The 25,363-nt window shown below is 34.5% G+C and carries 30 protein-coding genes; 5 read left to right on the top strand and 25 right to left on the bottom strand.

From position 1 onward, the window contains the following. Positions 1-59: 59 nt before the first annotated feature. A complete protein-coding gene (locus I6L50_RS19655) occupies positions 60-986 on the bottom strand; it encodes an NADP-dependent oxidoreductase (RefSeq protein WP_002013102.1) in 927 nt (308 codons plus the stop codon). A gap of 236 nt (positions 987-1,222) precedes the next feature. Here I6L50_RS19655 and mleBCA point away from each other — a divergent pair, with 236 nt between their 5' ends. Beyond that, positions 1,223-2,080: a BCA family alpha/beta fold macrolide esterase gene (gene mleBCA, locus I6L50_RS19660; protein WP_201052254.1), complete on the top strand. Its 858-nt coding sequence runs from the start codon at positions 1,223-1,225 to the stop codon at positions 2,078-2,080. 280 nt (positions 2,081-2,360) lie between these two features. On the opposite strand, the gene I6L50_RS19665 is transcribed toward mleBCA, so the two are convergent. After that, entirely contained in the window at positions 2,361-2,696 is a 336-nt protein-coding gene (locus I6L50_RS19665) for a hypothetical protein (protein WP_002085171.1), read from the bottom strand. Between the two features lie 11 nt (positions 2,697-2,707). Continuing rightward, on the bottom strand, positions 2,708-3,877 hold the full coding sequence (locus I6L50_RS19670) for a ParM/StbA family protein (RefSeq protein WP_219302533.1): 1,170 nt from the start codon (positions 3,875-3,877) through the stop codon (positions 2,708-2,710). A gap of 209 nt (positions 3,878-4,086) precedes the next feature. On the opposite strand from I6L50_RS19670, the gene I6L50_RS19675 reads away from it, so the two are divergent. Next, a complete protein-coding gene (locus I6L50_RS19675; RefSeq protein ID WP_113710064.1) occupies positions 4,087-4,491 on the top strand; it encodes a hypothetical protein in 405 nt (134 codons plus the stop codon). 41 nt (positions 4,492-4,532) lie between these two features. On the opposite strand, the gene I6L50_RS19680 is transcribed toward I6L50_RS19675, so the two are convergent. From I6L50_RS19680 to sleB, 7 genes are all read right to left on the bottom strand, one after another. Continuing rightward, a complete protein-coding gene (locus tag I6L50_RS19680) occupies positions 4,533-5,069 on the bottom strand; it encodes a DUF1697 domain-containing protein (RefSeq protein WP_219302535.1) in 537 nt (178 codons plus the stop codon). 301 nt (positions 5,070-5,370) lie between these two features. Then, on the bottom strand, positions 5,371-6,450 hold the full coding sequence (locus I6L50_RS19685) for an RNA-guided endonuclease InsQ/TnpB family protein (protein ID WP_219302537.1): 1,080 nt from the start codon (positions 6,448-6,450) through the stop codon (positions 5,371-5,373). A 334-nt stretch (positions 6,451-6,784) separates the two neighbouring features. Then, positions 6,785-7,282 (bottom strand): GNAT family N-acetyltransferase, encoded by a 498-nt coding sequence (locus I6L50_RS19690; RefSeq protein WP_219302539.1) that lies wholly within the window; start codon positions 7,280-7,282, stop codon positions 6,785-6,787. Positions 7,283-7,309: 27 nt separating this feature from the next. Then, positions 7,310-7,666, bottom strand: coding sequence for a hypothetical protein (locus I6L50_RS19695; RefSeq protein WP_002127693.1), 357 nt, complete (start codon positions 7,664-7,666; stop codon positions 7,310-7,312). A 104-nt stretch (positions 7,667-7,770) separates the two neighbouring features. Next, positions 7,771-8,367, bottom strand: coding sequence for a YhcN/YlaJ family sporulation lipoprotein (locus I6L50_RS19700; RefSeq protein ID WP_002085166.1), 597 nt, complete (start codon positions 8,365-8,367; stop codon positions 7,771-7,773). Positions 8,368-8,393: 26 nt separating this feature from the next. Then, on the bottom strand, positions 8,394-9,734 hold the full coding sequence (ypeB, locus tag I6L50_RS19705; RefSeq protein ID WP_219302541.1) for a germination protein YpeB: 1,341 nt from the start codon (positions 9,732-9,734) through the stop codon (positions 8,394-8,396). Between the two features lie 15 nt (positions 9,735-9,749). Beyond that, a complete protein-coding gene (gene sleB, locus I6L50_RS19710; protein ID WP_002013086.1) occupies positions 9,750-10,529 on the bottom strand; it encodes a spore cortex-lytic enzyme in 780 nt (259 codons plus the stop codon). Between the two features lie 145 nt (positions 10,530-10,674). Here sleB and I6L50_RS19715 point away from each other — a divergent pair, with 145 nt between their 5' ends. Then, positions 10,675-11,007, top strand: coding sequence for a DUF3889 domain-containing protein (locus I6L50_RS19715; protein WP_219302542.1), 333 nt, complete (start codon positions 10,675-10,677; stop codon positions 11,005-11,007). A 56-nt stretch (positions 11,008-11,063) separates the two neighbouring features. Here I6L50_RS19715 and I6L50_RS19720 read toward each other — a convergent pair whose 3' ends face one another. From I6L50_RS19720 to kynU, 5 genes are all read right to left on the bottom strand, one after another. Then, entirely contained in the window at positions 11,064-11,699 is a 636-nt protein-coding gene (locus I6L50_RS19720) for a Pr6Pr family membrane protein (RefSeq protein WP_219302544.1), read from the bottom strand. A gap of 20 nt (positions 11,700-11,719) precedes the next feature. Next, complete coding sequence (locus tag I6L50_RS19725; protein WP_113936327.1) at positions 11,720-12,637, bottom strand: serine hydrolase domain-containing protein; 918 nt, start codon at positions 12,635-12,637, stop codon at positions 11,720-11,722. 126 nt (positions 12,638-12,763) lie between these two features. Next, complete coding sequence (kynA, locus tag I6L50_RS19730; protein WP_000661975.1) at positions 12,764-13,603, bottom strand: tryptophan 2,3-dioxygenase; 840 nt, start codon at positions 13,601-13,603, stop codon at positions 12,764-12,766. A gap of 33 nt (positions 13,604-13,636) precedes the next feature. Continuing rightward, positions 13,637-14,266 (bottom strand): arylformamidase, encoded by a 630-nt coding sequence (kynB, locus tag I6L50_RS19735; RefSeq protein ID WP_078185613.1) that lies wholly within the window; start codon positions 14,264-14,266, stop codon positions 13,637-13,639. A 2-nt stretch (positions 14,267-14,268) separates the two neighbouring features. Further along, positions 14,269-15,555 carry a kynureninase gene (gene kynU / locus I6L50_RS19740; RefSeq protein ID WP_219302546.1) on the bottom strand — a complete coding sequence of 429 codons (1,287 nt, stop codon included), beginning with the start codon at positions 15,553-15,555 and terminating at the stop codon, positions 14,269-14,271. A gap of 159 nt (positions 15,556-15,714) precedes the next feature. On the opposite strand from kynU, the gene I6L50_RS19745 reads away from it, so the two are divergent. Next, positions 15,715-16,326: a TetR/AcrR family transcriptional regulator gene (locus I6L50_RS19745; protein ID WP_002165668.1), complete on the top strand. Its 612-nt coding sequence runs from the start codon at positions 15,715-15,717 to the stop codon at positions 16,324-16,326. A 47-nt stretch (positions 16,327-16,373) separates the two neighbouring features. Here the strand turns inward: I6L50_RS19745 and I6L50_RS19750 are convergent, their stop codons facing one another. From I6L50_RS19750 to I6L50_RS19775, 6 genes are all read right to left on the bottom strand, one after another. Continuing rightward, on the bottom strand, positions 16,374-16,613 hold the full coding sequence (locus tag I6L50_RS19750) for a DUF3953 domain-containing protein (protein ID WP_002165667.1): 240 nt from the start codon (positions 16,611-16,613) through the stop codon (positions 16,374-16,376). 22 nt (positions 16,614-16,635) lie between these two features. Beyond that, on the bottom strand, positions 16,636-16,881 hold the full coding sequence (locus tag I6L50_RS19755) for a DUF3977 family protein (protein WP_000873838.1): 246 nt from the start codon (positions 16,879-16,881) through the stop codon (positions 16,636-16,638). A 115-nt stretch (positions 16,882-16,996) separates the two neighbouring features. Continuing rightward, the gene (locus tag I6L50_RS19760) at positions 16,997-18,847 is read right to left on the bottom strand and encodes a sigma-54-dependent Fis family transcriptional regulator (RefSeq protein ID WP_219302548.1); all 1,851 of its coding nucleotides are present in this window, start codon (positions 18,845-18,847) and stop codon (positions 16,997-16,999) included. A 314-nt stretch (positions 18,848-19,161) separates the two neighbouring features. Then, the gene (locus I6L50_RS19765) at positions 19,162-19,500 is read right to left on the bottom strand and encodes an NIPSNAP family protein (protein WP_002127705.1); all 339 of its coding nucleotides are present in this window, start codon (positions 19,498-19,500) and stop codon (positions 19,162-19,164) included. Then, positions 19,473-20,069, bottom strand: coding sequence for a GNAT family N-acetyltransferase (locus I6L50_RS19770; protein WP_107886811.1), 597 nt, complete (start codon positions 20,067-20,069; stop codon positions 19,473-19,475). The genes I6L50_RS19765 and I6L50_RS19770 overlap by 28 nt, the downstream gene beginning before the upstream one ends. A gap of 12 nt (positions 20,070-20,081) precedes the next feature. Then, the gene (locus tag I6L50_RS19775; protein ID WP_219302550.1) at positions 20,082-20,852 is read right to left on the bottom strand and encodes a DeoR/GlpR family DNA-binding transcription regulator; all 771 of its coding nucleotides are present in this window, start codon (positions 20,850-20,852) and stop codon (positions 20,082-20,084) included. A 251-nt stretch (positions 20,853-21,103) separates the two neighbouring features. Between I6L50_RS19775 and I6L50_RS19780 the strand changes: the two genes are divergently transcribed. Next, the gene (locus I6L50_RS19780; protein WP_060751402.1) at positions 21,104-21,595 is read left to right on the top strand and encodes a hypothetical protein; all 492 of its coding nucleotides are present in this window, start codon (positions 21,104-21,106) and stop codon (positions 21,593-21,595) included. Between the two features lie 49 nt (positions 21,596-21,644). Here the strand turns inward: I6L50_RS19780 and I6L50_RS19785 are convergent, their stop codons facing one another. The 4 genes from I6L50_RS19785 to I6L50_RS19800 all read right to left on the bottom strand — a co-directional run bounded on the left by I6L50_RS19785 (position 21,645) and on the right by I6L50_RS19800 (position 25,343). Then, a complete protein-coding gene (locus I6L50_RS19785) occupies positions 21,645-22,271 on the bottom strand; it encodes a DUF4085 family protein (protein ID WP_219302552.1) in 627 nt (208 codons plus the stop codon). Between the two features lie 20 nt (positions 22,272-22,291). Further along, complete coding sequence (locus I6L50_RS19790; RefSeq protein WP_307897084.1) at positions 22,292-22,663, bottom strand: VOC family protein; 372 nt, start codon at positions 22,661-22,663, stop codon at positions 22,292-22,294. An 85-nt stretch (positions 22,664-22,748) separates the two neighbouring features. Then, positions 22,749-24,128 carry a dihydrolipoyl dehydrogenase gene (gene lpdA / locus I6L50_RS19795; RefSeq protein ID WP_219302554.1) on the bottom strand — a complete coding sequence of 460 codons (1,380 nt, stop codon included), beginning with the start codon at positions 24,126-24,128 and terminating at the stop codon, positions 22,749-22,751. A gap of 15 nt (positions 24,129-24,143) precedes the next feature. Further along, positions 24,144-25,343 carry a dihydrolipoamide acetyltransferase family protein gene (locus I6L50_RS19800; RefSeq protein ID WP_219302556.1) on the bottom strand — a complete coding sequence of 400 codons (1,200 nt, stop codon included), beginning with the start codon at positions 25,341-25,343 and terminating at the stop codon, positions 24,144-24,146. Between the last annotated feature and the right edge of the window lie 20 nt (positions 25,344-25,363).

Here is a 25,363-nt window from a genome sequence, read left to right on the forward strand (position 1 = left end):
TATATGAGTGGTGACAATTTTTATTTTTTATAGTCACCACTCGTATATTTATGTAAATATCATTCCATCGTAATTACAATTTTCCCTCTAACATGCTGACTTTCACTTAAAATATGAGCTTCTCTAATTCCTTCTTCATTAAACGGAACAACCTTACTGATGATAGGTTTAATTTTTCCATGCTCAATCAAAACAGATAATTCGTCCAATTGCTTCCCGCTTGGTTTCAACCATAAAAACCCTGATTTTATGGCCTTTACTTCATGACGTGGTTCATGAACGATAGAAACTAGAACACCACCAGATTTAATAATTTGAAAACTTTTTTCTTGTACTTCTCCGCCGATTGTATCTAACACAATATCATAATCTGATAGTAGCTCTTCAAATTTATCTTTTTTATAATCAATAACAAGGTCAGCACCTAAAGACTTTAAAAACTCTTCATTTTTACTACTTGCAGTTGTTGCGACAAAGGCCCCAAATGATTTTGCGATTTGAATTGCAAAACTCCCTACTCCGCCCGCTCCAGCATGAATTAATACTCGGTCATTTTCTTTTATTTGTGCGTAATCAACAAGACTTTGCCAAGCTGTTAGTCCTGCAAGAGGTATAGATGCTGCTTCTTCAAAATTAAGATTATTAGGCATTTGCGCTACTAAATTTGATTTCACTGTAATGTATTCAGAATAAGAACCTTTCCCTATATTTTCAGGTTTCGTAAACACTTTATCTCCTATTTTAAAATGATTCACATCTTCTCCAACTTCTTCAACTATTCCAGCAACATCTAATCCTAATGTAATTGGAAATGAAAATCGCAACTTTTCTTGTAAGTCTCCCTTTCTTATTTTCCAATCAACAGGATTGACAGATGTTGCGTGTATACGTATTAATACTTCATTACATTTAACAACTGGTTTAGGAACTTGTCTTTCTTGTAATTCTTCAACACTACCATATTGATCAATAACAATTGATTTCATTTCCTCTCCCCCTTGCTGTTTATTGTAATAACAAACAATTATTTTTCAAAATTTTTCGCCTTGAATGAAAATAAATATGTTTGGAGGTGATATTTATGCTACTCTACTAATTAAGCATCATGAGTGCAAAAAACATTTATTTCACTTAAATACAATCTAATTTACGCCTAAGAAACACCCAAAGTTATATTTCTCTTTATTTATTAATGACCTTTAAATGAAACGGAGAGTGTGCTATGAGTGAACAAGTTTTCAAAGTAAACGGTATTGATATATGTACAGAAAGCTTTGGAAATCCTAATAACCCAGCAATATTATTAATTATGGGAGCTACGTGTTCAATGGTTTATTGGGATGAAGAATTTTGTGAAAGGTTGGCTAGCACAGGAAGGTTTGTCATTCGCTATGATAACCGTGATGTTGGGCGTTCTGTTACATATGAGCCTGGGACTTCCAATTACACTGTAGCAGATATGGCTGAAGATGCAATCGGAGTACTCGATGCGTATCATATTGACAAGGCACACCTTTTTGGCATGTCATTAGGGGGTATGATTGCTCAAATTGCTGCAGTAAAACACCCAGAAAGAATTTTGACCTTAACATTACTAGCAACAAGCGTTATTGGATCTAATAACAATACTCGTGATTTGCCTCCAATGGATGAAAGAATTTTGACACATCATGCTAATGGTGCAAATTTAGATTGGACAAATAAAGATGTTATAGCGAAATATTTAATTACAGGATCACGTCTACTCTGTGGATCCAAGCGTATATTTGATGAAGCAAGAACTTTAAAACAAGTAAAGCAAGAAATAGAACGTGCTAACAATCTATTAAGCATGTTTAATCACGCCCTCCTTACAGGTGATGATTCTTATGAAGGTATACTAAAGTCGTTACTAGTACCTACTTTAGTAATTCATGGTACGGACGATACAGCTCTTCCACTTGAACATGGACTCGCACTTATTGATGAAATTCCGAACTCAAAGCTATTATCCCTTGAAGGTACAGGGCACGAGATTCATCCCGATGACTGGGATAAAATTATTAAAGCAGTTTCAGAACATATATCCAGTATAAGATAAGAACAACTATTAGAAGGGGCACAAATTGTTTTGCCCCTTCTATTTATCCCGCTATTTGTGGGCAGTAAAACTCCCACCTCAAAATTCAGCTGAAGCAAAGAAATTAGGTGGGAGATAAACTGCCCGTAAACGCCCGATTGGTGAAGGCTAATAATCAGTGGGGGATGAACAAAACCCCCACTGATTATAGTTTCACTTTATAAAGATTACGATACAATATCAAAAACCCATCACTGCATTCGTATGTATAGTGATGGGCTCTACCTATATTTTTCTATGCTTAAAAAAATGGACAATCTAACTGGTCAACAGATTCCCACGATTTTTTTTTTACATTTTCGGTGGATTTACTATTTTCTAGTGGTACGTGTTTAAATGGATTCATTTCAACTTTTAATAGAGATGATGGTTCTATATATAAAGAAAAAACATGGCTACTTGGCAAGGTTTTTGATACATCAATATCTCCTACTTGTTTAAATAATTGCTGGGCCGCAAAGAAAAAGAAATTAGTTGGATTAGATTGTTTATTAAGCCAAGCAATCATTTCAGGCGATACTGATTTATTAATATTAATTTTCACTCGATCACCACGTTTATATCGCCTAGATCGCATACTTCCACCAACTAACTTATCGTTAAGTTTGTAAACCCTAACTCTTTTTGCTTATGCTCTCTATATTTTGGCGAGCATGTATATACTAATAACCCGCGAGCATTGGTGAATAACGGGTTATCTACAAAAATCACATTTTTCAAGCGTCCTTTTTGTTTCAAAATCATTTTTAAGCTATTTTTAATAATAACTGCGCCCCCACCATAAATAAATACATATGGATCGTCTTTCATATCATCAATTTTGTTAATAATATCCGTTGCGACACGTGCTGCTAAACCTAAAAATGCTGGCTGCGATTCCTCAACTAACAATGCATTTCTTGGGTGCTTTGCATTTAAATAAATTTGGTTAAATTCTGTAATGCTATCAATTGTTTTCGTAGGATATTTCCGATTCCATCTCGTAATAATTTGTAGTAACGTTTCTTTTACACCATATGATAATCCTTTACTTAATTGCGGACGGAAATTTACCCCTAATGAAACAACTTCTTCCGTTGTCCCCGCGCCAATATCAAAAGACAATAAAGTTTTATCTACAAAATCAATTTCTGAAACTTGATTTTGTTCACATTCTATTTTATGTTTCACAACATTTCCTTCCTCATCATATACAATCCCCCACGTCCCAGAAGCGCCTTCAGGTAGACATTTACAAAACTCAATAGAAACATTAATCGTAACATCGCGTCCATTTGGATAATGGAATATGACCTTGTGATTACCCATATACCGTTTCGCATTTTCAGCAGCAATTTCCTGTGTAATAAGTTGCATTGGAAGAGCAACAGATAAATCATAACGAATATTAATATGACTTGAAGTTGGACTTTGACGCATAGCACTTATCGCTAAACCTGAAAGGATTGTAATGACCATTAATTCATCAGTAGATTTATTTGATTTCTTCTCCACTTCAGTACCTTTTAATTGATCTTGAATCACTTTTTCTCCAACGATGTATCGTACATTATTTAACATTAGCGATGGAGAACTAATGGTCACATCAATGTGATTCTCTAATTCTGACGATGAAACTTCACCCTCATCTAACAACCCCGTAGACTCACCTATATATAAAGAATAAATACTCGGAATAAAAATAGGTTCCTGCCCTTTCACCATTAACTTCAAACCATTATTTCCTGCATCTGCACCCGCTTTTAAAAGAATAGACATAACTACCCCCTAAATTAATCTGACATCCCTTCCAAATATATGCGAGCCCATTCTTTTACATTCAAATGTATTGTAATTTTTTATTTATCTCAAAAATAAAACATCCTAAACATTCACTTCATATGTAAAAAATGTTTGACATGAATCTTTTCCAATTTTATACTATGGATGTAAAGAGTTTTTTACAAAAGTGGAGGTGCAATTATATATTGAATACTAAAAAAATTATTTTTGTAATCATTGTTTTATCGTTAATCGCGATACTCGGACATGGCGCATACAAATATGCAACTGAAGGCTCGATTTTTGGCGGGACAATTTTCGCTGCTTCTTTAATACTTAGTAATTTAATTAATCATATTACATGGGGAGATCCAAACGGAGTATCGAAAGAAAGTCAAGATGAGATGGGACAACAAATTACATATAAAAGCTTTAAAATCGCGTATTTTGTTCTTGTAGGTGTTATGTTTCTTATATTATTCTGGTCAGAAGGATTTTCTATGGGTTCCAATTTGGATGGTGTAAAAAACCTTCCCCTTTTTATAGCGCTTTGTTCTTCATTCTTTATTTATCCTATCGTTGAACTCATTGTCGCCAAACAATATAAATAAAAAAAGTGGTTTTCTAAATGCAGAAAACCACTTTTTTATGTTTAAATACCTTCTGCTATTGCTTTCAGCTTATTCACAGTCCGCCAGTTCCTTACTGTAGCTGGCGTATGTAATTTTTGAAACTGGTTCATTAGTTTAGAATTTCGAATACTTTTTTTGAAAAATAAATACACTACTCTTCCTTCGATATGGCAGTCTTCTATGTCACTTTTGTACATAAGTAACCGCTTACTGTCTTCTTCAGAAAGTGGATTAGCTAAAAAGGCCACATGTACACTTTCTCCTTCTAATAACGAATGGGTCTCGTAAGGACACTTTTTAATAATATTAATAAATTCATCATTTGCTCGTAACATGACTGGAACATTGAAATCAAAAACGTTCTTAATTTCACATTCAATTCGTTCCTTTAAAAAACTTATCTCTTCTTCTGACTCAAACACTAGATTTCCACTTTGAATATATGTTTTCACTCTTTTTAATCCTATTGATTCAAATATTATTTTCAAATCTGCCATTTTGATTACTTTATGTCCACCTACATTAATTCCCCGTAGTAGTGCAATATAAATTGTCATATGATTACCCCTCACGTATTTACATGCTTAACAAGCGAATTGTTTTGCACCTTCATGTTTCTCGAATACTTACTTTAATACATCTAACATATCATGTACGGAAAATATCTCAAATAAAAAAACTTACTACATGATTTTTTTCAAGATTGAGACTCCCACGACTAAAGTCGCAAGCCTGGATCCTTACGGAATTACGGGTGGGATTCTTGAATAACTAAGCGTTCGCAGTCTATTTCTGTTTTGAACAGCCTTCAAGATGAGGGCATCTCATTGCCCCTCCTAAACCAGACCATATAGGTGCTTAGGCTGATTGACTGTTACCATCAATCACAGTTGCGTAGCGAATATTCATCGCCCCAACGATATCACGGTGTGTCTCAAACCCACATGGACACTTGTACTTTCTGTCTTGTGCCCTGTTCTTTTCAGTACATTTCGGACAGCTTTGACTTGTATAAGCTGGATTCACATATTCAACCTGAATATCAGCTAATATCGCTTTATATTCAATAAATTTTGACAAACGATAGAATGACCAAGTGTGTAGGTTTTTTTCGTTTTTACGGCTTGTTCTTGCCGTCTGTCTTATATTCGTTAATTGTTCTAATCGAATGACAGAAATATGATTTGCAATCGCAAAATTAATGATTTCACGACTTATTTTATGATCTTTTTCTTGCATCCATCTTTGTTCTTTATCATCAAATCGCCGAATTGCATTCACTTTTTTGTCTTTTCCTAACTTCTTACGAACACTACGGAACTTACGCTTCCTATATTTATTTTGCCTACCATTCCCAAAGAAACGAACCTTGTCATCATCTGTGATCGCTACCGCAGGGACTTTGAGACCTAGGTCTACTCCTAAAATTTTCGTCCCTGCTCTTTCATTTGTAGGAACCGTGACAGATATTTGAGCAATCCACTTATTCGATTTCTTTGTGATGCGAAGTGTACCTAACTTATGTTTTAGCAAATCCAAATTGCGATTGTTTTTATCGATTAATAAAGCTCGGACCTTTAAACGAGTGGACTTTCCATTTACCTTAAACGGGATTGAAATATGAGTGGCGTCAAACGAATAATTTTGATTGTTCCATATACAAACAGGCCTCTTTAAAATCGGAATGATTTTATAATTGCTTTTCTTTACTTTTGTAGCAAACAAACTTTTTGCGTCTTTGATTGCTTGATTCTTCACCGCACTTGGGATATTTGCTTCGATATCTTTTGTGCTTTTTTTCGTACTTTTCTGTGCTTCAACCATTTCTGATACAAGTATATTTATGACTTTGATATATTCTTGGCTACTTTGTTCTAATAAACGGATTTGTTCTTTTGTTGGAATCAATTTCACTTTCACTGTTAGGGTCTGTGACATACGTTTCATCCCCTTGTTTTTTGATTTTCAACATCGTTCATGTGATACATTTCTAGCAATAGAAACAAAATAAGAACGTGTCCATAAACTTTACAACTACATGAGGTGAGGAGATTTTCCTCTCAAACACTTTGAAACGTACTTCTATCATCATTGATTCTAGTTACAATGTATCATTTACTTTCGAAAAATCACAACAAAAAGACTTGAAGAAACTACCTATACTTTGGATACTTAACCTTTCGATTTTCAGTGGCACTCCGTATCCAACCTCACTTTCATCCCATGCCTAAAGGCGATGGGCTTTCTCGTTCGGAAAGGGCTGTAAGCTTTGTTATCTCATTATAGGTAAATGTAATATGAATTGTTGTCCAATTGGTCCCATTCTTCTAAACCCTTTATCTTGAAATCCAACTTTCTCATATAACTTTTGTGCCGGAATATTTTTTTCATTTACAGCGAGAATCACTTCATTTTTTATTGGATAATAATATTTTACAAAGTCTTGTAATAACGCCAATGATTTTTTAGCATATCCTTTCTTTTGTTTATTGTGATTAACGGAAAAAGAAGTTAAAAGTATGGCATCCTTATTTTCTGTAAACTCCTGTACCCTATCACCTGTTTGTAATATAAATACACCGACAGGTACTCCGTTATAGTCTAAAATAACAACTACATTTTTCGTTCGATCATTTTTCGCTTTCTCCAGTAATTCACCTGGATTCGCTGTAAATTGAACTTGTTCACTTGGTAAAGTAAATGATTGTATTATCTCTTTATATTGCTCCTTATACGGCACTAATTGTATTTCGCTTGTATGTATGTTCATGCTTAACTCTCCCATTCCTTCAAGTTATTAACTTAAACCTTGCTGTGTTTTAGAATGCACTTTTCCATCCAAAAATGTTATTTTAGCAAATGATTTTGGATCGTTTCCTTTCCAAGCAAAAATTTGCTTAATTCGTGTAGAATGTTCTTCTCCTTCTTCTATGAGTAAATCCCCTTCAAAACCGATTAAATCTTTCACTTCTAAATAAGTCATTCCTTCATTAATATTTGAGAAATGATTTATATTAATGGTCTCTTGCTTTTTATTTTCCGTTATAGTAGAAGACATAGCTGTTTTCTTCTTCACTTCTTTCTTCTGGTCACACGCTGTCATACTAAAACCTATGCATAAACTACCTAATATGAGTGCGCTTTTTTTCATCATAACGGCTGTCCCTCCCCTCATTATTAAACCATATATTCCCTTGAAAATAAACTGAATATTTAATCTTAAAGAAAAACCCCGTACAATTTAGTACGGGGTTTTCACTATTTTTTCAAATGGTTATTTGACTGATCTTCTTGTTCTTTTCGTAGTTCTTGTTCTTCATCTTTTGGTAATTGTTTATCATTATCTTTAATCGGATTCGTTTCTCTATTTTCAATCATATCATTTGGAACTTGCGGCATTACTCGGCCAACAATTGCTGCTAATTCATCAAGTATGCCTTCACCAGTTTTACCTTTTTTGATTTGCTTGCCTATTTGTTTTAGTCTTTCATACGTATCAACATCTGCTACAACGACTGCATTTGCACCGTTCGGGTCATTCTTTAAACTTTCTGCAACAGAATACTTAATTGACTCAACGCGAGTTCGATCAAGTTTCGCTTTCACATCAATACCTACAACAGCATACTTCCCAACTACTACTGCTGTAGCATCGTTTACACCAGGTATACTTGCAGCTAAAGATGCCAGATGATCAGCTGCTTTTTCATTTGGCTTATTTGATTTATTTGTATACGTAACATTTTTCATCGAGACATTTTTTTGTTCTGGCTTTTCATTAGGATTGTCTTTTTTTCCAATGCTACATCCAGTAATAACGAAACAAAGCATTAACATATATATAATGATTTTCATTATTTTCACCACTTTATCATTGATGTTTAATCATAAATTTTCTCAACAGCTTGCATCTTCTTCACTTTTTCTTCTGCTCCGCTATTTGCGTTAATGAAAATTTGGTACGTATCTTTCCCTAAAGTACCAATATATTCATAACAAAGTACTTCATTATGCAAGTCATTTACTACTACAGCTTTACGTTCTTCCATAACTTTTACATCGGGGTTAATTTTCTTTCTCGCCTCAGCAGCGGTTAGCTTCGCACTCGGAATCGTTCGTTTTTGATGTGATGCTAAATATTCCTTTGCGGAAAAACCAACAATCGACCCATCATCTAAAGCAATTTTCATTTGGATTGCTTCTGGATAAATACGCACTCCATTTTCACTTGCAACGTACGTAAACACACCGATATTATCATATTGAGAGCTATCAAACAGCTCCATATTTGTAAACTTGTGATCCTTTAAAAATGTTAATCCTTTACTTCCTGCATCATTTAAACTGATTTTTTGCTCTTTAATTTCTCGGTTGTTCATTACCCAAATTGGATATCCACCTTTTCCGGTAATATCCATATAATACTCATTGTTCGTTGCTGGATCTTGAATTTTCACACTGTAGAATAATTCTTTTGCACCTTTTCCACTTTTCTCAACTTCTACTTTTTCATTCCCTTTTAAGTTTAAAAATGATTTCGCGATTTTTTCCGCTTCCTCTTTCGAAATCGCCTTTCCTTTTGCCTCAAATCCGCCTTTTTTATTCTTTTGTGCACTTGTAAAAGTCGGTCCAAAGTTTGTGGACGAATATGATGTTACATTCTTTTCTACCGTCTTTAATCCATCGATAATTGTGTTATCTGCTGGATCTTGGTTTGACGCAAGAGCCATTTCTACATCCATCCAGCGAAGATTATTTTTCAATACAAGATGCTGCACTTTTCTCAGTTCATCTTGTATATTTGCTGCATTTGAATATAAACCTTGTAACGTTTTATATTCTTGATCATTTAACGGATCTTTTTCTAAATCACGAACCGCTGCACGATAACTAAAATCACCGATATTCGCAAGGAACTCTTCCGTTTTATTAAATGGCATTAATGTTAAAGGTAATTGTCCTACATCAGAACGAGCCTCTGATGTTAAACGCCATACATCTACTAAAGCTGGCGATAATGAGGAACGTGAATTCATCGCCAGTGTTGTTCCAATTTTATCGTGTAATAAATCAACTTCATATGCTAAATCATGAAACGCACGCTGATAACTATTTTCCGCTCGAATTAATACTGCATTTTTCTCTTGATGCTCTTTATAGCCCCAATACCCTGTTCCGACTACACCTACTGTTAACAATACGATGATAATACCTCGTAACATGTTTCCACCTCCGCTCTATTTACAGAAAATATGCTTACCAATTTTTTTAATTTGTGGACGAGTCCAAATCCATTTACTTGTCGCAGTATCTGGGTTGAAATAATATAATGCATTCCCAGTTGGGTCCCATCCATTGATCGCATCTAATACGGCTTTTTTCGCATTTTCATTTGGCGTTAAATATATTTGTCCATCTGCTACTGCTGTAAATGCTCTCGGCTCAAAGATTACTCCTGAAACAGTATTTGGAAATGATGCACTTGTGACACGGTTTAAAATAACCGCAGCTACTGCAACTTGTCCTAAATACGGCTCACCACGGGATTCTCCGTATACAGCGTTTGCCATTAACTGAATGTCATTTTGAGAATAACCGTTTGGAACATTTGTCCCTGTACTTTTTGGCGGCTTATTTTCCTGTGTACCTCCACCACTGTTCCCTTTATTAGTTGTAGTATCTTTATTAGCGGTCGACTTATCATACTTCGTTGCCTTTACAAGCATTTGCTTCGTTTTAGCACCCGCTAAACCATCAACTGGTAATCCGAATTTTTGCTGAAAGTTTCGAAGTGCCCAATATGTACCCCATCCGAAAACACCATCAACTTTCCCCGTATAAAATCCGTTATATTTCAAACGAGTTTGCAGTTCAATGACATCTTCTCCAGATGCCCCTCTTTGAATCACTTGATTAGAAAAGGCTTCCACATTTTTGGTTTGTATACTACTTACCATTAAAGATAGCCCGATAAAGACAAGCAAGATCGCTATCTTAAAAACAGCTTTTTGACGCATGTATTTCCCTCCTTAATTACGGAAATGATTTCATGGTTATGTTTTGTAAAACCCTCGCTTTTATGTAAAGAAGACAAAAAAATCCAAACTTATATGCTTGAAGAAATATGTAAACAATATACAAAAAGAATAAAAGGAGCTTATTATGAAGCGATTCCTCGTACGTACAGCATTTATATTTTTTTTAATAACAATATGTTCAAATATACATACCGACCCATCTATTGTTCGCGCACAGCCACCCTATGCAAAATGGGGTAAACTAGCCGTTGAAAAAACGAAAGAACAATATCCGAAAGCAGAGATTATTGATTACCTTCATATAGGTAGACAACCAAAAACTGTTCAAATAACAGTTGAAAAGTTTAAATTATGGCTACGTGAGGGTGGAAAAGAGTATGGTGTTTTTGTGGATGTAGAGTTTGATACGAAAACAGAGGAATTTTTAAAGATGTCCTTTCAGAAGACAAGTCGGTAAAACAAAAAAACCTCCGTCTTTACATACAGACAGAGGTTTCTTTATGTACTTCTTCCTTAATAAGGAGGATTATTTTTTATATGCAAAGATCGATTCCCTAACATTTTTACTAATCCGCAAATAGCTCCAATAACAACGGATATCCCTATACTATATAAAAATACTCTCCCATATCCACCTATTCTCGGATCTAAAAACGGATATGGGTACCAATTCACGAATGGCCCGCGTATTAAGCTATAGACAACATATAAAAGCGGGAAAACAAGCCAACTCGCAGCCTGTTTCCATGTAATGGTCTTCGTAGGTGGATTTATAACCCAATCTAAAATCATCGCTAACGGCATGATGTAATGAAGCACAGTATTGACCCACGGTATCGGTGTTTGAAGTGACTCTTCTAATCCCCTTAATAACAAAAAATAAATAAGCCCTGTAGTCAGTATGTATACTGTAGCTGCACCTCGAAGAACTCCAAACTGCTCCGAACGTCCAAATAGGGTTGTCCCTAAACTACTTAATAGAAGAATTACCGCCACTAAAATGTTACTTTCAATTGTGAAGTAACTAAAAAAATTAACTGGATTGAACGGTTTCACTTGTGCTCTTGTAACAAATTGAGTAACAAGTGCACTAAACGCTAAAAGACTTAAAAACAATCTTAATATCGCTATCATTTTTGCACTTCTCATAAAACACCTCCTGTCTCTTCTTATTTATGATTGGAATTCTCTTTTATATGCTCTATAAATAACTTTAATGGTACGAGGCCACGTTTGGGCATGTGACTACTAATAACAGCTACGAGCTCTAACTGCGGAATGATAATAATGTATTGCCCTCCGTATCCCATAGCAAAATACATACAATACGGTATGTGAAATCTTTCGTTATTTAACACCCACCAGTGATATCCATATGCCCCGACATGTTCATACGTTTCAAATAGAGCTGTACTTGATTGCTCTAACCATTTCGATGATATAATTTCATTTCCCTTCGAATATCCATTCTGCAAACATAATTTTCCTAACTTTAATAAATCTATAGATTTCATTTTCATACCAAATCCGCCAACATATATACCTTGCGGGTCTTGTTGCCACTCATACTCCGTAATGTTTAACGGCTCAAATAAATACTTTTTCGCAAACTGCTCCGTCGACATTCCAGTTGATTCTTGAATGATGTAACTAAGTAAATGGGAAGAACCTGAGTTATAATTCATTTTCGTACCCATTTCTTCAATGAGCGGCTTTTCTAAAATGTATTGCACCCAATTGTCTGATTCCACAAAATCATTCGGGAAAACAACCCCATTTCCGAACTCTTTCCAATCTTCTCCTGTTGTCATCGTTAATAAATGATACAGCGTTAATTCCCTCTTATTCTCCGGTACATTTGGAATCCATGTTGTGATTGGTGTATGTATATTATTTATAAATCCTTTATCAATTGCGATACCAATTAATATAGATACGATACTTTTTGTAATCGAATTAATTTTAAATAAGTCATTTGCACAGTCTATCGTTTTATAGTACTCAGTCGTTAATTCCCCCTTTTGATAAACAAGAAATGCATTAACCTTTTTCTTTTCAAATTTATTTTGTAATTGCTCGAAATTCAAGAAATCTTCCTCCATCTAAACGGTTATGTAATATTTGTAGTTCATCTCGTTCTCTCTATTAAATCATATTTGTTATTAAAACAAAAAAATAAACTTGCCAGCATTTAATAGCTGACAAGTTTATTTTTATAATTTCGTTCGAACGTTCCAAAGCTCTGGGAAGAAGCATTGATCAAGCACTCGCTTTAAATAAGATACGCCAGAAGAGCCACCTGTTCCCATTTTATGACCAATAATTCGTTCTACCGTTTTCATATGACGGAAACGCCATTGTTGTAGCCAGTCTTCAATATCGATTAATTTCTCTGCAAGCTGATATAAATCCCAATATTTCTGCACGTCCGCATACACTTCTATCCAAGCCGCTTCTACAGTTGCATCCTCTTCGTAAGGCTGCGTAACATCACGATTTAACACATCTTTATGAATTGGAAATCCTTCTTTAACAAGGGCTTGTATCGCCACATCATACAAACTTGGTGCATGAAGTGCTTTATGAAGACGAGCATGTAATTCTGGGTCCTTTTCATAAATTTTTAATGCATGTGGTGTTTTATAACCAAGTGCATATTCAATCATTCGATATTGATACGATTGAAAACCTGAAGCCTGACCAAGTGAATCGCGGAACTCAATATATTCTGATGGCGTTAATGTCGCAAGAATATCCCAAGATTGAATAATTTGCGACTGAATTTTTGATACACGTGCTAACATTTTAAAGGCTGGTGGTAATTTATCTTGTTTAATAGATTCAATCGCTGCATTCAATTCATGTAAAATTAGTTTCATCCAAAGCTCACTCGCTTGGTGGATAACGATAAATAACATTTCATCATGATGATCTGATAATCTTTGTTGACTAGATAATAAGCTATCTAGCTGTAAATACTCTCCGTACGTCATATTCTCTTTAAAATCCGTATGAATCCCTTTTTCCATAATTACCTTTTCATTTTCTTTCATATTAGCCAAACGCCCCTTTGTGTTCATTTCTACTTATATTGGTCTAATAACAGCTCGAACTGGACTCCCATCCGCATCTGTTAATGCAAGTGGTAATGCAATAAGTTCGTAATCGCCGTCTACTACGTGATCTAGTACGACATTTTCTAAAATATGAATTCCATGTTTAAATAATTGATGATGCGCTGCTAGTTCTTTATCATCTAAAGGATCAACAGATGGTACGTCCACCCCGATTAAACGAATTCCCTTTTCAGAAAGAAAGGCTGCAATATCTGCGCGTAAATGCGGGATTACATCTGGGAATTCATTTACTTTACCATGTGAAGATGTACGTAATAACAATCGTTCTACACCTTCTAAATGAAAGTTTTCTAATTCCTTTTTCCCGATGCTTTCAAGATTAGAAACGTCAATGATCCGGGCTGGACCAACATAAACTTGAATATCTAAATCCAACACCTTCTTACCGTCATTATCAAAATGAAAAGGTGCATCAATATGAGTACCTGTATGGATACTCATCGTTAACTTTCCGACATTTACTGAGCCACTGTCTTCTTTTGACCATGAAACTTCATACGAGAACGGTGTATCCCCTGGCCATGTCGCGATATCATTATTTAGCGGTTGTGAAATATCAATCCACTGCGATGTTTTCATGCTTACGCCACAACCTCTCGCTTATTTTCAAAGTTTTTATATTCTTCATTTTTCATAATGTTCTTTAAGATTTGTACAGAATTCCATACTTCCTCATACGTATTGTATAAAGCAACAGGCGCAAGTCTAACTCCATTTGGAGCTCTAAAGTCTGGAATAACCCCATTTGCTTTTAACGCTTTACATATACGTGCCGCCTCGGCATGTTCTAAATAAATATGCCCGCCTCGTTTTTCATCCTCTAATGGATTTCCAATTGTAAATTCAAAGCCTTTTAATTCATGTTCAATTAAATCAAGCATATATCTCGTAATATGTAATGAGTTTTCACGTAACTTTTCAATACCAGCTTCTTTAAAAATTTCAAGAGAACCGATTAATGGTGCAGTACTTAATACGTGAGGTGTCCCTATTTGATAAGCTCCAGCATGGTCAGCCGCAGTTAATGAATGCTCCATATCAAATTGCTTATCTTTTCTAGAACTAAACCAACCAGATAATCCTGGGAGTCTATTAAAGTGTTTATTATTTACATAAAGGCCCGCAACACCACCAGGACCTGCATTTAAATATTTATAATTACACCATACAGCGAAATCTACATCCCACTCTTTAAAATGATGCGGAATGGAGCCGATTGAATGACATAAATCAAAACCGATATGAATACCACGTTTATGAGCTTCAGCTGTTAATCGCTTCATATCAAGAATTTGTCCACTTCTATATAGTACAGAAGGCAATAATATTAAAGCGATATCATCGGTCATCGCATGAATAATATCATCTTCAGAAAGTGTTCTTCCATCTCGGCTTTTCACTCGTACTAAATGTTCATCTGGATCTAAGCCTTTTAAACGAATTTGACTCTGAAGTGCATAAATATCTGACGGAAAAGTTAATTCATCCGCAAGAATTTTTGTTCGTATTCCTTTCGGCTCATAAAACGTCGCAATAACTTGATGTATATTCGCAGTCGTAGAACCGGTTACAATCGTTTCTTCCGGTAAAGATCCAATAAGAGGTGCTGTCAATTCACCCAATTTCTCCGAAAGGAAAAACCATGGATGCTCACCTTCAGTCCATCCATCAATCCCAAACTCTTTCCATGAATCTAGCAAGGTGAGTAACGATTTCTCTGCTCTTTTTGAAAGCAACCCTAAAGAGTTACCATCTAAATATATTGTTCCTTCTTTTTTATAAAATTCAGATTGAAAATCTTTCAGTTCATCATGTTTATCACATTCAAGCGCATACTCATAAGTTGGTTGAAATGGTTCTTTATACATGGTGTCACCTTCTTTTAATTTTCTTTTTATTCTAACTAATTGAAATATATCACTTAAATTGATATAACGTCAATGATATTATGTCAGTTGACTTTATATACAAACTTCTTTTACAATACAATTATATTTTCAGATATTTCAGTATAAAGAGGTGATTCCTTGAAAAATTCTACTCTTTCAACAAGAAAACACCGCTCCTTAGAAACAAAAAAGAAACTATTACATTCCGGTTATACTATGTTTATAAAAAACGGATTTCAGAAAACTACAATCACGCAAATTATTAAACATGCAGAAACTGGTTATGGAACAGCATATGTATATTTTAAAAACAAAGATGCTCTCCTCGTCGTTTTGATGGAAGATGTTATGAATCGCTTTTATGATATTGCTGATCGCTCTTTTTCCCCTCAAACAAAGGCCGAAGCACGAGATATGATTCAGAATCAAGTGCGCGCTTTTTTACAGTTAGCACAAGAAGAAAGAGCTATATTACAAGTTGTTGAAGAAGCAATAAGAACCTCAAAAGAAATACGTCAAAAATGGGATGAGATTCGCGAACGCTTTGTAACACGGATTATACAAGACATTACTCATTCCCAGGAAAATGAATTAGTACGAACTGAGTTAAATAAAGAGATTGTCGCATGCGGCTGGTTCTCTATGAATGAAACGTTTCTTTGGACAATCGTGCAAAATGATAAAGAACTAGAATTAGAAGAAATTGTACATAATTTAACGGTAATGTATACGACGGGGTTATATAAATAGCACATTATAACCTCAATAAACCGTTACTCAATATGCTTAGTAACGGTTTATTTAAAATATTTTATTAACGATACAATAATACAAAAAAGTGATGTAAGTAATAGCAAAAGCCCCATATTCTTATTCTCTTTTTCATCCTTCTTAACGTTGTGTATCCCCATACCGGCAAGCATAAAACCTAAAAGTAATTGTAAAATGAGCATACTTTGCTTCGAATCATCATTCCAACTGTAAATAGAATAGCCCATTATAATAAAAGCGAGTATGAATGTGATAATTCTAATCATAAAAACACCCCCCTGTGTGATTCTATTGTTTTAACCTACTCACCATTCCAACAATAAACTTATACTCAGCTCTACTTTTTCTTACTTTCTTAAAGCCCTCTTTCGTATCAAAAATAAAACACGTTTTCCGAAACCAAATCCGTACATATAAAGACTCAAAATAAATAGGTTTAATAATTCCTCGTTCCTCGAATTCAGTTCCATCTTTATTTTCGGTTTCCGTTCGAATGAACCACCTATTCCCGATTCCAATTTCAATATACTTCACATGCTAACCCCCTTCAGGAAATCTTCTTTCTAATTATTCTATTATTTCCCTGGCAAGCGCACATTCCGACAGAACGTGAGCCCATAAAGAAAAAGTAGATTACAAAAATCTACTTTTATATCCTAAATTTTTGCATACGTTTATAAAACGTACTGCGTGGCACATCTAATAGTTTTGCAGCTAATGAAACATTTCCGTTCGTCTTTTCTAGCGCTTCAATCATGCTATCACGCTGTATTTTTTCACGGAAATTTAATGTATGCTCCGTTTTATTTTCTGCTTGCAATTCAAGTTGATGTTGATTTCCCATCATTGTTTGTAATAAAAAAGAGATTTGTTTTTCGCATATTTCCCGTCCTTGCGACAAAATGTATATGCGTTCTAATACATTTAATAATTCTCGAATATTTCCGGGCCATGTATGCTGTGAAAATTGATTACAAATACTCTTTGGAAATACAACATTCCAATCCTTTCGTTCACAAAAATGTTGTATGAAGTACGGAATATCCTCTTTTCTTTCTATTAACGACGGAACATATAGCGGATAAACATGTAAACGATAATATAAATCTTGACGGAATTTCCCTTCTTCTACTAATCGTAGTAAATCTTTATGTGTCGCAGTAATAATACGAATATTTACTGGTACCTCTTTTGAACTACCAATTGGGGTTACTGTTCGTTCTTGCAAAACACGCAATAATGCCACTTGCATCTTTGGCGGCACTTCACCAATTTCATCTAAAAATATTGTTCCTCCGTCTGCTTGTTCGAATTTCCCTTTATATCCTTGGCGCCGCGCACCTGTAAACGCACCTTCAGCATAACCGAATAATTCACTTTCCATTAATTCTTTCGGTAATGAACCGCAGTTAACAGCTATAAAAGGACCATTTTTTCTTGGACTATTTTCATGAATCGCTCTCGCTACATATTCTTTCCCTACACCTGTTTCACCACATACATATACACTAGCGTCAGTTGGTGAAACAAGCTTAATTTCTTCTAAAGTATGTTGAAATACGCTGCTTGTCCCAATAACTCCAGGGAAAGTAATTCCGTTTATAAACGGGTAAGTAGAAAATAAATTTTCTTGTTTATTTTCCTTTAAGTAAATACATTTCCCGATCATTCTATCATTACCATATACCGGTACCTCTAATTTAGGTTTCAATCCATGGTGCATTAAATCTTCAAGTTTCATTCGTGACCAATTACATACTCGTTCACGAACCCTCTTGCTCGCAGAAACGATAACATCACGATGGTTACAAATAACAACTTGTTCATCACTGTCAATTACATCTAAAAAACGATGGATTAAATGCAGTTCATTTTGATGTACTCGAATACTACATTCACGTTCAATCGCATGCGCGATCGAAGTTACCATTCCGAGCATATATGGATGTGAAAACTCAATTGGACAAGAGAAATCTAGAACACCAATTAATTTCCCGTCATCATTATGAATCGGAGAGGCCGCACAGCTCCAGCTATGAGATGCGACAGAATAATGCTCTGTACCACTTATCATAATAGCCTCTTCAATCTGTAACGCTGTTCCTATCGCATTTGTACCAACAGCTGCTTCCGTCCATTTCACACCTTCAATAAAATTAATATGTTTCGCTCGTTTCAACGTTTGCTGATTTCCACTTAATGATAGAACATAACCATCTGGATCAATTAATAATGCCATCATTTGCAGTTCATCAATGGTTCTTCTCATATTTTGTATTTGAGGTATTGCTATATCAAGGAAGATTTCACTCTTTTTCTTTTGATCCTGAAAAATATCAGAAGACAAAATTTTCTGACCTTTATTCATATGAGGATTCACATTTGCTTGTTTACATCGATGCCATGACTCTGAAATTCTTTCGTTTATACGGTTCGAATCAAGGACTCCTTCATCAACAAACTTTTTCCATGTATGTAAGTAAAACGGTGAAGCTAACATTGTATCATCTCCCCTATTAATTGTTTTGGAGATTTATAAAACATACTTTTATTATAAAACTGAATAAAAGCGTTTTCAATACAACTAGAAAGATGACACAAATATGTTAATAATTTGAATATTTTAATAAACTTCTTTATTCTTTTTTAGTAGAACTATATTTTGTATAATGGACGCAAAGAAAATACATAACCAAAACCACTTTTGTGGGTTGCCGTTTATAAAGAAAACTATCACCGCTATTGCAAATAAAATGGTGGATGCTAAACTAAAATATAATTTTGTTTTAATTCCCATTATTCCTCACCCCTCTATCACTTTACAGTACATACTAACTCTTCATTTTTTAACTCTAATATGTACTCCTGTAAAACATATTCTTTCCCGCCATGTTTTTCATACCAATCATGTATTCTTTTAACATGTATCTTGTCGCTTCTAATTTTTGATTCAATTTCTTTATACTGTTCATAACTATCATATTCCCATATTGCAAATACTTCAGTCGTACCATCATTATTATCTTTCATCCAGCGTCCTATTAAACGAGAACCATATTTTATTTGATTAGGTAAATTAGTATCATTGAAATGATCATTAAATATTTCTATGAATTCATTTTTTACTACATAGTATTTCCTTCTGTAAAACATACTTCTTCACCTCTTTTATGAAAAGTATCAGTAAACCTTCCCATTACTACCGTATTATAATACTTACCATCTGACAGTTTTTTATCATTTTTTAGAATACCTTCTACCTCCAAACCTAACTTTTTATAAAGCTGAATAGCTTTCTCATTTGTCTCTAACACTTGCAATGATATCTTTTTCACTTCATTTTCATCAGCCCACTGAATAGATTGTTGCAATAGACTCTTACCCATTCCATATCCCCAAAACTCTCTTAAAATACAAACACCAAACTCTACTTTATGGGATAATCTCTTCAAATTTGATCCTTCACATCTCGAAAATCCTACGATTCGGTTGTGCACTTCTGCAACTAAAAAAAGATTCTTCATCTCTTCACTATCTGTTTTTACTATTTTTTGAAACCCTATCTTATCAATAAACCCCTCTCCAGCTTCTCTATCCATATTTTCAGTTTCGCCATCGATCTGAACTCTAATTTCTGATAACTGCTCAGCATCCGTTTGAACTGCAGAACGAACTGTATAAGTTAATCCATTTATATGAAACTCTTGTCCTTTTATAATCATTTCAAACTCCTTTTAAATGCGGTCTATTGACGCTATTACAATTTCTTTACCTTGTTTCTCAAATTGTTGAATCGTTTCTTTACTAGCCCCTTCATCTGTTATTATAAGGTCAATTTCTATCAGTGACTCTCCTTTTATAAAGCAGTCTATTCCAAGTTTATTATGAGGAGCTAAACAAATATTTCTTCTAGCAATTTTACTTACTGTTTTTCCAAAATAAGCAACTTCCGGTGTCGCAGTACTTATACCATTCAATGAAATACCGCCACCTGTAGAGAAATAAAGATCAATAGAGAATCTACTTATCAATTCAGAGGCCAGTGTATCTGTCATATTTCCTGATGGTTTCACTTTTCCACCAATTAAGTACGTATCAATGTTCTTATATTCCCGTAACTTACTAGCAATTTCTAAAGCATTCGTAATAACTGTAAATGATGTTTCAGGTAAATACTTTAACATGGCATAATGAATGGAAGCCCCGCCAATAAAAACGGAATCTCCTTCTTGTATGTAGGATACAGCAACTTTCGCAATCGCATCTTCATCTATTGAACTATCACGATAACGTTTCGATGGTTCGGCAGCTAAGTTTCTCACTCGCGTAAGTTCAACTGCACCTCCGTGCGTTCTTTTTAATAAATTCTCTTTCTCCATAATAGATAGATCTCTTCTTATAGAATCAATAGACATATCAAAAATTTCAGCAAGATCCTTTGCGATTACTCTTCCATCTTTCTTAAGTAACTCTAAAATTTTCTCTCTACGCTCTTCAGTAAACATGTTCCCACCACCATTATTGAAGATTCAGAAATTTAATCTTTATTTTAATTATATGCATGCTTTTTCTGTATTACAATATTTTCAATTCTTATTTATTCAGCTTTATACAGTTTTTCTCCCTCTTTCTATCCCATTAACTTAAAAACGAAATAAATGTATATTTGCATATTCCACAAACATACTTCCATTTACCTTCCTACTGATGTAAAATTATTCCTATGTTTTACTTTTTAATACAGAAAGGGATTACTATGAAATCTATAATTAAAGTAACTTGTACAGCATTATTATTTACAGGAATAATGGCAGGATGTAGTGGAAATACTGCACCAAAACAAGAAAAGAGCGCTTTTGAAAAGAATGCAATGCACTATGGGGAAATATTTAAAAACGAATACTATAGAGCAACTGTTGAAAATGCAAAATTCGATAAAATAGACAAAGAGTGGCGTCTCACAGCTCGCGTTACTATAAATAATGCTCGTGCTGACGGACAAACGATAGATCTTTCAGAAATAAAATATTTCATAAAAGATGAAAAAACGGGTGAAAAATACGAAGGTGAATTTATACAAAATGAAAATGCTAAAAAGGTTCCATCTGAGTTTTCTTTAACTACCGACATTGTATTTAATATGAAAACTTCTCCAAAAGATTTAAATAATATGTATTTATACATAGATAGCAAAGCTGCGCCGTTAACAGATACATATTGGAAACTTGATAATTTAGCATCTAAATAAAAAACAGTCATATAAGACTGTTTTTTTGTTTGTAAAGTTATAAAGTTTACTAGTTACCCATCTCAAGCAATACATCTTTTGCACAAATCGTCACTTCTTCAAATGGGCAATCAAATAAAACACCCAATTCGAAACCTTCATTAGTGAGATCTATTTCATGATATAACCACCAAGCACCTTCAAAATTTTCCGGAATAGAACATTTCGTTACGCCTGTAAAAGTTACTTCCAGTTTGTCAAATTCACTGAAAGTACCACTGCAATCTAAAGTTATGATTAGCGTATCTTTTGATCTTCTCTCTACTGATTTGACTACACTGTCATGTAGTGAGTATTCATGTAACTGAATAGCGTTTAGTGGAAGGGTTTTCTTAATCGAATGAAAGTGTTCTAAGTAAAATCGATCTAAATGAGACCTTCTTTTCTCACAATTCTCTATCCATTCTTTCAAAAGTTTTTTCAATTCATCGGAAGGATATTTTGAATTAATTATGCTAGTATGAAAAAGTGAATATATTGATGCAGGAAGAAATTTTAATAAATCTAGTTTCCTTTCCGCTATTTCATCTAGTAAACTTTGAATATCCATTTCTGTCCATTCTTCTATAGACTCTATAAAACTTACAAATTCTATCATTTGCATTTCTTTATACCAATTTTTGTTGTAATATTTCAAATACATTCCTCGTTTTCTTATTATGATGTTATCCTCAAATAATAACCATCTGGATCACTTAATCGAAAGTCCCTCATTCCCCACGGCTGTGGTTGAAGAGCTGATTCTATTAAATAATCTCTCTCAAGCACATGTTCATATATTTGTTCAACATTTTGAACAGCTACTATAATCTCTATACCTTTTCCTTTCGGCGTTAATCCTCCTTTCCTCAAATAATGATCTTTATGCAAAATGTAATCTGGAGTTAATAATAATGCAAAATCGTTTAATCTCATCACTGCGCTTTTCTCAGTTTTATTAAAAAAATTAAAACCAAGTATTTCTTCGTAAAACTGAATAGACTTCTGTAAATCCGCAACAAATAATTCTAAACGAATTTGTATATAGATTCCCCCTTTTTATTTATACCATTTTCATTCATTTTACTTATACATCGTAAAAAAGACCAGTCATTCAAGACTAGTCTTTCTCCACTTAAGCATGCACCGCTTGTCCTACTGCCTGCAATAATGCTTCATGGATTGCTTCAGATAAAGTTGGATGTGCTGCAATATAATCTCTCATTATATCAGCGGTTACTTCTGTATGAATCATTACAGTCCCTTGTCCGATTAGTTCGGTTGCACGAGGACCGATAATAGAAATTCCTACAATTTCTTGATATTTAGGTTCCACAATAACTTTTACTTTCCCCGTTTGTTCTCCAATAATAAGCGCTTTTCCGTTCGCTGTAAAAGGAAATTCTCCAATAAGTATATCCCCATATTGCTCTCTTGCTCCTTTTTCTGTTAAACCGACACTAGCAATTTCTGGAGCTGTATAAATACAGCGAGGTACAGCATGATAGTTTACTTTCACATCTTCTCCGCTCGCGTGTAATGCCGCTGTCGTTCCTTCATGGAAGGCAATGTGAGCAAGCTGTATTCCACCAATCACATCACCCGCTGCGTAAATATGTGATACATTTGTTTGCATATGTTCATTCACAGAAATTCCTTTATTTGAAAATTGAATGCCTGCTTTTTCTAAAGCTAATTCTTGTACACGTGGTTTTCGACCTACAGAAACGAGAATGAATTCCGGGTTGGCTTCTTGGATACTTCCTTCATATTCAAATGAAGCCTGCTTCTTATAATTATTTAATCCTTTTAAAGCCGCTCCTGTAAATATTTTTACGCCATCATTTTCTAGTTTCTCCCTTAAAATTTGTGCGATATCTTCATCTTCACCAGGTAATAATTGCGATGCCATTTCAACAATCGTAACTTTTGTTCCAAGACGACTATAAATGCTTGCAAACTCGCAACCTATTACACCACCACCAACGATTAATAATGATTTTGGTATATTTTCTAGGGACATTGCATGACTACTATTTAAAATCCACTTCCCATCAAATGGGGCAAAAGGTAATTCAGTTGGTTCTGATCCTGCCGCTATAATGAACTGTTCTCCATGTACTACATCTTCTTTATCACCGTGTGTAACTCGCATACGGTGATCCGTTTCAAATTTCGCTTTACCTTGTATAACTTTTATTTTATTTTTCTTCATTAAATATTGGATTCCTTGGACGAGCTGCGTTACGATTTGTGATTTCCTCGCCTGTATTTGCTTCCAATCAATTGATATACTTCCTTCGTTAAGTGTAACTCCATAATTATTCGCTTTTCTCACAATGTCATGCACTTCCGCACTTTCTAACAATGATTTCGTAGGCATACAACCGACATTTAAACAAGTCCCGCCAAGATCAGCTTCATCAATAAGAGTGACATCTTTTCCATTTTGAGCCGCGGTAATTGCCGCTACATAACCAGCAGGTCCGCCCCCAATAACAACTAAATTACTCATTTTCTCACCTTCTCTTTATAAAAGAATTGTTACAGGCTCTTCTAAATACTCTTTAATTGTGCGTAAAAATGCAGCTGCTGGTGCACCGTCTAGTACACGATGATCAAATGTTAAACTTAAAGGTAACATACTTCCTTTTCTTAATTTTTTCCCTTTATATACAGGAACATGTTCAATTGCACCTACACCTAAAATACCAGTTTCAGGTGTATTTAATACTGGCGTAAAATATTCAATACCGAAGCTACCTAAATTACTAATTGTAAATGTTGTCCCTTGCATATCATCACTACTTAAACTGCCTGCTCGTGCCTTTTGTGCCACATTTTTAATCTCTTTAGATAACTCTACTAAAGATAGATTATTAGCAAAGCGAATAGCTGGAACCACTAATCCTTTTTCTAACGCGACCGCCATACCTAAATGAACATGTTCAAATTGATGAATGGCATCATTTATATACGCGCTGTTCATTTCTTTATGCTCTCTAAGCGCTAATACAACAGCACGAGAAACGAAATCAGTAATAGTTAGTTTGTTATCGTATCGTTTTTGTACAACTTCCGCTATTTCTTTATGTAAAGCAACTAAATCTGTAACATTTACTTTCATCGTTAATGTTAATTGCGCACTATTTTGTAGGCTTGCATGCATACGGTTCGCAATTGCTTTTCGCATACCAGTAATAGGAATGACTTTACTTTCTTCTTGTTCAAGTACTTCTGGAATTGCTACTCTTTCTTCAAGCGCCTTTAATACATCTACCTTTGTAATTCTTCCGCCAGGTCCTGTACCAATTAATGATCTAATATCGAGATTTTCAGTTTTTGCAATTTTCTTTGCTACTGGAGATATTTTAACTCTTTGCTTCGTCACATCTATCGCATATGGTTCTGAATGTTGTACCTTTTTAGGTTCTGGATTTGATGCTTTTTCTTCTACAGCATGTATGTTTTCATGAACTTCTACTTTTTCGTTCGGTTTACCGATGTAGCAAATTACAGTACCCGGCGGCACTCCCTCATCTTCACTTACAGCTATATCAAGAACAGTTCCATCAGCTGGTGCTTCTATTTCAGTTTCGATTTTTTCCGAGTTAATACTAGCAATTAGTTCACCTTTTTCTACATTATCACCTGCTTTAATATTCCAGCTCGTAATAATACCTTCTTTCATCGCCATACCTAACTTCGGCATTACAACTTCTACAGCCATGTTTCTCTCTCCCTTCTCAT

This window comes from Bacillus sp. FDAARGOS_1420, assembly GCF_019344915.1.
Taxonomy (GTDB): Bacteria; Bacillota; Bacilli; order Bacillales; family Bacillaceae_G; genus Bacillus_A; species Bacillus_A mycoides.

Excerpts from the sequence above, each read along its gene's own strand:
- I6L50_RS19665 (WP_002085171.1), bottom strand. The coding sequence starts at position 2,696 with ATGCGATCTAGGCGATATAAACGTGGTGATCGAGTGAAAATTAATATT.
- I6L50_RS19700 (WP_002085166.1), bottom strand. The coding sequence starts at position 8,367 with ATGAAAATCATTATATATATGTTAATGCTTTGTTTCGTTATTACTGGA.
- I6L50_RS19800 (WP_219302556.1), bottom strand. The coding sequence starts at position 25,343 with ATGGCTGTAGAAGTTGTAATGCCGAAGTTAGGTATGGCGATGAAAGAA.
- mleBCA (WP_201052254.1), top strand. The coding sequence starts at position 1,223 with ATGAGTGAACAAGTTTTCAAAGTAAACGGTATTGATATATGTACAGAA.
- ypeB (WP_219302541.1), bottom strand. The coding sequence starts at position 9,734 with ATGTTACGAGGTATTATCATCGTATTGTTAACAGTAGGTGTAGTCGGA.
- kynA (WP_000661975.1), bottom strand. The coding sequence starts at position 13,603 with ATGAAAGAAAATGAAAAGGTAATTATGGAAAAAGGGATTCATACGGAT.
- I6L50_RS19760 (WP_219302548.1), bottom strand. The coding sequence starts at position 18,847 with ATGTTAGCTTCACCGTTTTACTTACATACATGGAAAAAGTTTGTTGAT.
- I6L50_RS19715 (WP_219302542.1), top strand. The coding sequence starts at position 10,675 with ATGAAGCGATTCCTCGTACGTACAGCATTTATATTTTTTTTAATAACA.
- kynB (WP_078185613.1), bottom strand. The coding sequence starts at position 14,266 with ATGAAAACATCGCAGTGGATTGATATTTCACAACCGCTAAATAATGAT.
- I6L50_RS19670 (WP_219302533.1), bottom strand. The coding sequence starts at position 3,877 with ATGTCTATTCTTTTAAAAGCGGGTGCAGATGCAGGAAATAATGGTTTG.
- sleB (WP_002013086.1), bottom strand. The coding sequence starts at position 10,529 with ATGCGTCAAAAAGCTGTTTTTAAGATAGCGATCTTGCTTGTCTTTATC.
- I6L50_RS19750 (WP_002165667.1), bottom strand. The coding sequence starts at position 16,613 with ATGATTAGAATTATCACATTCATACTCGCTTTTATTATAATGGGCTAT.
- I6L50_RS19685 (WP_219302537.1), bottom strand. The coding sequence starts at position 6,450 with ATGTCACAGACCCTAACAGTGAAAGTGAAATTGATTCCAACAAAAGAA.
- I6L50_RS19720 (WP_219302544.1), bottom strand. The coding sequence starts at position 11,699 with ATGAGAAGTGCAAAAATGATAGCGATATTAAGATTGTTTTTAAGTCTT.
- I6L50_RS19690 (WP_219302539.1), bottom strand. The coding sequence starts at position 7,282 with ATGAACATACATACAAGCGAAATACAATTAGTGCCGTATAAGGAGCAA.
- I6L50_RS19680 (WP_219302535.1), bottom strand. The coding sequence starts at position 5,069 with ATGACAATTTATATTGCACTACTACGGGGAATTAATGTAGGTGGACAT.
- lpdA (WP_219302554.1), bottom strand. The coding sequence starts at position 24,128 with ATGAGTAATTTAGTTGTTATTGGGGGCGGACCTGCTGGTTATGTAGCG.
- I6L50_RS19775 (WP_219302550.1), bottom strand. The coding sequence starts at position 20,852 with ATGTTTACTGAAGAGCGTAGAGAGAAAATTTTAGAGTTACTTAAGAAA.
- I6L50_RS19770 (WP_107886811.1), bottom strand. The coding sequence starts at position 20,069 with ATGATTATAAAAGGACAAGAGTTTCATATAAATGGATTAACTTATACA.
- I6L50_RS19765 (WP_002127705.1), bottom strand. The coding sequence starts at position 19,500 with ATGTTTTACAGAAGGAAATACTATGTAGTAAAAAATGAATTCATAGAA.
- kynU (WP_219302546.1), bottom strand. The coding sequence starts at position 15,555 with ATGTATAAAGAACCATTTCAACCAACTTATGAGTATGCGCTTGAATGT.
- I6L50_RS19695 (WP_002127693.1), bottom strand. The coding sequence starts at position 7,666 with ATGATGAAAAAAAGCGCACTCATATTAGGTAGTTTATGCATAGGTTTT.
- I6L50_RS19780 (WP_060751402.1), top strand. The coding sequence starts at position 21,104 with ATGAAATCTATAATTAAAGTAACTTGTACAGCATTATTATTTACAGGA.
- I6L50_RS19655 (WP_002013102.1), bottom strand. The coding sequence starts at position 986 with ATGAAATCAATTGTTATTGATCAATATGGTAGTGTTGAAGAATTACAA.